The sequence below is a fragment of the Christiangramia qingdaonensis genome, assembly GCF_048381525.1.
GTDB lineage: Bacteria > Bacteroidota > Bacteroidia > Flavobacteriales > Flavobacteriaceae > Christiangramia.
This window is the reverse complement of sequence record NZ_JBLWIM010000001.1, coordinates 12,023-18,581: the sequence shown is the minus strand read 5'-3', so window position 1 is coordinate 18,581 and position 6,559 is coordinate 12,023. Positions and strand designations below refer to the sequence as shown.

7 protein-coding genes and 1 pseudogene are annotated in these 6,559 nt (G+C 37.9%); 5 read left to right on the top strand and 3 right to left on the bottom strand.

The genetic code is table 11. From position 1 onward, the window contains the following. Positions 1-8 precede the first annotated feature (8 nt). Positions 9-557, bottom strand: coding sequence for a Smr/MutS family protein (locus tag ACNI3T_RS00115; protein WP_418226074.1), 549 nt, complete (start codon positions 555-557; stop codon positions 9-11). Further along, positions 554-754, bottom strand: coding sequence for a hypothetical protein (locus ACNI3T_RS00110; RefSeq protein ID WP_141877539.1), 201 nt, complete (start codon positions 752-754; stop codon positions 554-556). Before ACNI3T_RS00110 ends, ACNI3T_RS00115 begins: the two co-directional genes overlap by 4 nt. A 77-nt stretch (positions 755-831) precedes the next feature. On the opposite strand from ACNI3T_RS00110, the gene ACNI3T_RS00105 reads away from it, so the two are divergent. From ACNI3T_RS00105 to ACNI3T_RS00095, 3 genes are read left to right on the top strand one after another with little or no spacing between them, the layout of a single operon-like run. Further along, positions 832-2,664, top strand: a complete 1,833-nt coding sequence (locus ACNI3T_RS00105; RefSeq protein ID WP_418226073.1) for a T9SS type A sorting domain-containing protein — start codon at positions 832-834, stop codon at positions 2,662-2,664. Continuing rightward, positions 2,661-2,954 carry a DUF2752 domain-containing protein gene (locus tag ACNI3T_RS00100; RefSeq protein WP_418226072.1) on the top strand — a complete coding sequence of 98 codons (294 nt, stop codon included), beginning with the start codon at positions 2,661-2,663 and terminating at the stop codon, positions 2,952-2,954. Before ACNI3T_RS00105 ends, ACNI3T_RS00100 begins: the two co-directional genes overlap by 4 nt. A 17-nt stretch (positions 2,955-2,971) precedes the next feature. Further along, positions 2,972-3,298 (top strand): CCC motif membrane protein, encoded by a 327-nt coding sequence (locus tag ACNI3T_RS00095; RefSeq protein WP_295182344.1) that lies wholly within the window; start codon positions 2,972-2,974, stop codon positions 3,296-3,298. 66 nt (positions 3,299-3,364) lie between these two features. On the opposite strand, the gene rocD is transcribed toward ACNI3T_RS00095, so the two are convergent. Next, positions 3,365-4,648 carry an ornithine--oxo-acid transaminase gene (gene rocD / locus ACNI3T_RS00090; RefSeq protein WP_418226071.1) on the bottom strand — a complete coding sequence of 428 codons (1,284 nt, stop codon included), beginning with the start codon at positions 4,646-4,648 and terminating at the stop codon, positions 3,365-3,367. 174 nt (positions 4,649-4,822) lie between these two features. Between rocD and rlmD the strand changes: the two genes are divergently transcribed. Both rlmD and ACNI3T_RS00080 read left to right on the top strand, forming a co-directional pair. After that, positions 4,823-6,232 carry a 23S rRNA (uracil(1939)-C(5))-methyltransferase RlmD gene (gene rlmD, locus ACNI3T_RS00085; protein WP_418226070.1) on the top strand — a complete coding sequence of 470 codons (1,410 nt, stop codon included), beginning with the start codon at positions 4,823-4,825 and terminating at the stop codon, positions 6,230-6,232. Positions 6,233-6,235: 3 nt separating this feature from the next. Then, positions 6,236-6,559 (top strand): annotated as a pseudogene (locus ACNI3T_RS00080) (hypothetical protein); the annotation flags it as partial.

The window sequence follows — 6,559 nt, the reverse complement described above, 5'->3', positions numbered from 1 at the left end:
ACTTCTAATTAAGCATTCTGAAAGACATATACTTCTGTAGCACCGAGGCCATATTTCTGATAATCTGCATCGTAAAATTTTACGTTCGAGTATCTTCCTAAAAGATACTCCAGTTCCATTTTAAGAACACCTTCGCCCTTGCCGTGTATGAATACGATCTTCGGAATACGTTTCTGAATGGCAAATTCGAGTTTGTGACGGGCATGATCCAACTGTAAATTCAGCATTTCATGGTTAGACATATGTCGGCTGGATCTTACCAACTGATGAATGTGTAAATCTACTTCCATAGGAGGAGCACTGCGCTCCTTTGGTTTGATTCGTTCAGATCTTCTTGGCTTATCAGGTGTTTTTTGCTTGATCACCTGCTCCATATCAAAATCTGATACATCTGCTATAGCGAGTGAATCTTCGATCTTTACCAGTTCCTGCGTATCGAAGTTCATCAAAAATCCATCTTCAGTCTTTATAGTAATACTATCGTTCTGAACATCCTGAACCACCCCGGCCAGGGCATCATCGATCACCTCTACTCTATCTCCTTTTTTCAGCATCATTTATCACTTTCATTTTGCCCTTCGTGATCATCTTTAGTCGCAACCCAGAAGTTAGTCGCGCGGTAAAGACCAAGCATAATAATGACCAGACCTACAATTTTGAAGTATGGACTTACATCGTCAACAGATATAGCATATAGAAGCAGCGCACCACCAAGAAAGATGAGTATCGTATTTAGAACCTGAGAATTATTCATTTTCAAACAATTAAATCATAATGCGGAATTCGGCGAATTCGATTAATGATTACATTTATTGCAAATTTATAGCTTTCGTGAAGCACACCTTGCTTTTTCTGCTGATTTTTAGTGCGAGCTCTGTATTCGCACAATTATCTGTCACATCTTCTGCGGAAGCAGAGCATTACCTCTATGTAGAGAACAGGCTGCTTTATGTGGAGCAGGAAATAAATATAGATCAGAAAGATCCTGGAACTAAATCTGGCATATACCTTCGAAACAATGCCGGACTGCTGCAGGGAGAAACTGATTACAATAAGAATACAGGTACTGGAAAACTTTCAGTGTATCAACGCGGCACGTCTTCAGCTTATGATTATAATTACTGGAGTTTACCTGTAGCCGTTAGAAGTACAGAGCAAAGTTTAATCGATTATATATTCGCACCAGAAGATGTATTAAACTCGGAAAAAGTTTCCCTCAGTTCAGATCTCAACGGTAAATCTGATCCACTGCAAATATCGAATAGATGGCTTTATGCATTCTCTGGAACCGGTTATTCGAACTGGCAATATCTGGGAAATCAATTCGATCTCTTCCCAGGTGAAGGTTTCAGTATGAAAGGAGTAAATGGATTGGATCTAAGAGTTATCAATTCTGAAGCAATTAATCCTGGAAATGCCCAGCTTTACGATTTTAGAGGGATTCCCAATAATGGTTTGATTGAAATACCTATTAAAAAAGACCAGATTCTGCTTATAGGAAATCCTTATCCCTCCTTGTTTGATCTGGATCGATTTTTACTTGAAAATAAAGCTACTACCGGAATCGCCTATTTCTGGGATTCTAAAGCTGAAGTCAACTCTCATTATCTTTCAGATTATGTAGGAGGCTATGGCACATATTCACCTGGTCTAAGACAATACGCACCACCAATTTTCAGAAATGAATCTGGCGCAGAGCTATTTCAAGGAGCAGAAGTCAATAGGAGTCCGTCGCCAATTGGCCAGGGATTTATGGTTATTGGAAAGCAGGATGGAATAATACGCTTCACAAATAATCAGAGGATCTATAAGGGTGATGATCAGATCCCGATCTTCAAGACTTCACAGAGACCATCGAGTACTACTCTGACTTTAAAAATTACCTTCAATGCTTTACACGAAAAAAATCTGGTTCTTGGCTTTGATGAAAGGTCTACAGATCAGGTTGATCATGGTATGGATGCTAAAAGTATAGAACAGAAATCCAATGACATTTTCTGGAATCTGAATGATATCAACTATGTTATTAATGTTCAACCAAAAATTGATGAAAAACTTATTCCACTACTACTTCAACTGAAGGAACATACACAAGTGGAGTTTAGCATTTCAGATCTACAAAATTTTGATCCAGATCGAGTCTTTATTTATGATGCTGAACAGAATCTGTATTTCGGTATACGTTCTGGTAGTTTAAGCTTAAGCCTATCCGAAGGAAATTACAAAAACCGGTTTTACCTGAGTTTCATTGAAAAATTACCTCCTCAAGAAGAAGAAAATCCTGAGCAGATTAATGAAAATGAGAATAATGAAGAACAAGAATCGGCGGCAGAAGAATCTACTGAAGACAATAATACTCAGGATGCCGAGACAGAAGATTTAAAAGTATTCGACTCCAAACCACCACGAGTTCTCCTTAACTCTATAGAAATATTTCAAAATAACAAACAGGAGCAACTTGAAATAAAACTCTTTTACGACAGTTGGATCACCCAGATAAGAATTTATGATCTGCAGGGAAAGCAGGTATACCAGCAGGTTCTGCAAAACAGGGAAAAAGAATTTTTATATCCTACCGGTAATTTGAGTAATGCTATTTATATTGTGAAGGTGAAAACAAATGATCAAATAGAGATCAGCAAAAAAGTAAGAATAAGCAATTGAGTTCGATAGAAGAATACATGCTACCCTGCCTGAACAAAAGCGTCTTTGGTATTGATTGTACCGGATGCGGAGCGCAGCGTTCTGTAGCATTGTTGTTGCAAGGTAATTTTGAAGCCGCTTTTTACATGTATCCTGCCATCTATAGTATCATTCTATTACTGCTTATTGTCGTTTTCAATTTGTTTTTTAAATTCCGGTATGACTATACTATCAAAATTGGTCTTGTCATTCTTAACGGAGTCATCATAGCAGGTTCGTACCTCTACAAAATGTTTTATATATTTAATTAACCAATAACTAACTACCAATGGAACAAAGAGAATTACCAAATTCAACCCTAATCCTCGTCTTCGGAATTTTATCAATCGTAGGTTGCTGCTGCTACGGAATTGCGGGAATCATCTTCGGAATTATCGCATTAGTGATGTCTAAGCGTGCAATGGAAATTTATAATACAGATCCTCACTTATATACGGGATATAATAACGTGAAGACTGGAAAGATCCTGGCAATTATAGGTCTTGTACTTAGTGGGATTTCTATTCTAATTACTATTGTAAGTTTAATTGTTTTTGGCGGTATGGAAGGTGTAGAAGAAATGCAAAGAGAGATTTTAAGAGAATATGGTGGGTAATCGCCTGTTGATCTAAAATAAAAAAACCCGCTATTAAGCGGGTTTTTTTATGTATTGTAATGCAATTTATTTTTCGAATTGCTTTAGAGTTTTGACAATAATATTGACACAGTCTCTTAATTGTTCTTCATTCATAACTAATGGCGGAGCAAAGCGAATAATATTACCGTGCGTTGGTTTAGCAAGTAAACCATTTTCTTTAAGCGCCATACATATATCCCAGGCAGTTGAACTATCTGGAGAATCGTTGATTACGATAGCGTTTAGTAATCCGCGTCCTCGTACAAGTTCCACGATATTACTTTCTTTAATATAATCATCCAGCAATTGTCTGAATAAATTACCTAGTTTTCTGGCATTCTGAATAAGGTTTTCATCTTTTACCACATCCAGCGCTGCGACAGCCACGGCAGCGGCAACCGGGTTACCTCCAAATGTAGAACCATGCTGTCCTGGCTTAATAACTTCCATCACTTCATCGTCTGCAAGTACTGCAGATACCGGGTAATTCCCTCCAGAAAGTGCTTTACCTAAAATAAGAATATCAGGTTTGCTATAAGTTTCTTCCTGTCTTTCACAATGATTTTCACAAGTACAGTGCCCACAAACAGCCAAAAGACCACCAGTTCTGGCAATCCCTGTTTGTATTTCATCTGCCATGAACAATACGTTATTCTTGTTACAGATTTCCTTCACTCTTCTCATGTAGTCATCTGTAGGCGTATAAACACCTGCTTCACCCTGGATTGGTTCAATAAGAAAACCAGCGATATTCGGATTATTTTCTATTGCCTCTTCCAGAGCATCGACATCATCATAATTGATCTTGATAAAACCTGGTGTATAAGGACCAAAGTTCTTACGGGCTCCCTCATCATTCGAAAAAGAAATGATCGTAGTGGTTCTTCCGTGGAAATTATTTTCAGCAACAATGATCTGCGCTTCTGTTTCCTTCACACCTTTTTTCTCATAAGCCCACTTACGAGCAATCTTGATAGCTGTTTCCACTGCCTCTGCACCAGTATTCATTGGTAAGATCTTATCGAAACCAAAATACTCTGTAGCATACTTTTCATAAGCTCCAAGAACATCATTATGAAAAGCTCTTGAAGTAAGTGCCAGTTTAGACGCCTGTTCGTACATTGCTCCAACAATCTTTGGATGACAATGCCCCTGATTTACTGCGGAATAAGCCGATAGAAAATCATAATATTTTTTGCCTTCAACATCCCAGACATGAACACCCTCCCCCTTACTTAATACTGCAGGTAATGGATGGTAATTATGGGCTCCATGTTGATCTTCCAGTTGTATCGCTTCATCTGAAGAATTGACTTTAGGTAATGGCATGTTAGTTCTTAATTTTTTGAATTAGTGTTTGGTTATTCCTACTTTTTCGCATGAATTAGCGCTATTTGGAGAGAAATCATCCCGTAAATTCGAATTGCTGCAAATTACTAAATGTTTGCTGAAAATTTCAACTGGCCTCTCTTTAAATCTTGTTAATTATCCTATTTTTGCGCTATGGCAAGAAGAAACAAGAACAAGTTATTTACTGAAATTGAAGTAGTAGATGCCGGAGCTAAAGGTAAGGCAATTGGTAAGTCTCCAGATGGTAGAGTGATCTTTATAGACAATGCCGTTCCCGGCGATGTTGCAGATATTCAAACCACCAGAAAAAGAAAATCATATTACCAGGGAACTGCAGTAGAGTTCCATAAGTTTTCAGATAAAAGAACAGAACCTGTTTGCCAGCATTTTGGAACCTGTGGAGGTTGCAAATGGCAGAACATGGAATATAAGTTTCAGCTTGAATATAAAGAGAACGAGGTGATCAATAATCTCCAGCGCCTAGGTAAAATTGAATTGCCTGAGGTAACTCCAATTCTTGGAAGTGAAGAGATCTATTTTTACCGGAATAAAATGGAGTTTTCCTTCAGCGACAGTAGATGGCTCACCATAGATGAAATTCAAAGTGGTGAGAATATTGAAGATCGTAATGCCCTTGGATTCCATATTCCGGGAATGTGGGATAAAATCCTGGACATCAAAAAATGCCATTTACAAGCTGATCCTAGTAATGCCATTAGAAATTACACCAGAGATTTCGCTACTAATAATGATATCTCTTTCTTTAATACTAGAAGCCAGGAAGGCCTGTTGCGTACCCTCATGATTAGAACCACTTCCACCGGGGAGCTCATGGTTCTTATTCAATTCTATGAAGAAAATAAAGTAAAGAGAGAACTACTCCTTAATGCTTTAAGTACCGAATTTCCTGAGATCACTTCATTACAATATGTCATCAATAATAAAGGAAATGACACTATCTACGATCAGGAAGTTATCTGTTTCAAGGGTCGTGACCATATTTTTGAGGAGATGGAAGGTCTTAAATTCAAGATCAATGCTAAATCTTTTTACCAGACCAATTCTGAGCAGGCTTACAACTTATACAAGATCACACGGGAATATGCAGATCTTAAAGGTGACGAACTGGTGTATGATCTTTATACTGGGACTGGTACCATCGCACAATTTGTAGCTAAAAATGCGAAAAAAGTAATTGGTGTAGAAGCTGTTCCTGAAGCAATCAAAGATGCACGGGAAAATGCTGAACGCAACAATATTGAAAATACAGAGTTCTATGTTGGAGATATGCGTAAGGTTTTTACTGAAAGCTTTATCGCGCAACATGGTAAACCTGATGTGATCATTACAGATCCACCACGCGATGGAATGCATAAAGATGTAGTGGCTCAAATTCTGGGAATAATGCCTGAAAAAATTGTGTATGTTAGCTGCAACTCTGCGACACAGGCCAGAGATTTATCTTTGATGGATGAACATTATAAGGTTACCAAAACTAGAGCCGTGGATATGTTTCCCCAAACTCACCATGTGGAAAATGTTGTCCTTCTGGAAAAACGATAATAAATGAACATCAGGTATTTACTTTTTGGCTTACTTTCTTTGGTTTTTCTAGCGGGATGCCAGAGAGATGATATTTGTCCGGAATCGGCTGATATCACTCCATTTCTAATTCTGAGGTTTTATGATATTGAAGATCAGCAGTTAACCAAAGCTCCTCAGAATTTAAGTATTCGTGAGGTTGGAGATGACACCACTTTTGTTAGCATTAGAAGTAATAGCAGCACCATAACCTATTTTAGATATTCACAGGATAGTATTGCGATCCCGTTGCGAACAGATTTTGGTGAAACGAACCTTGAGTTTATATTAAACACTTCGGAAACTCTT

Coding starts and splice junctions, on each gene's coding strand:
- ACNI3T_RS00115 (WP_418226074.1), bottom strand. CDS start 557: ATGATGCTGAAAAAAGGAGATAGAGTAGAGGTGATCGATGATGCCCTG.
- rlmD (WP_418226070.1), top strand. CDS start 4,823: ATGGCAAGAAGAAACAAGAACAAGTTATTTACTGAAATTGAAGTAGTA.
- ACNI3T_RS00110 (WP_141877539.1), bottom strand. CDS start 754: ATGAATAATTCTCAGGTTCTAAATACGATACTCATCTTTCTTGGTGGT.
- rocD (WP_418226071.1), bottom strand. CDS start 4,648: ATGCCATTACCTAAAGTCAATTCTTCAGATGAAGCGATACAACTGGAA.
- ACNI3T_RS00095 (WP_295182344.1), top strand. CDS start 2,972: ATGGAACAAAGAGAATTACCAAATTCAACCCTAATCCTCGTCTTCGGA.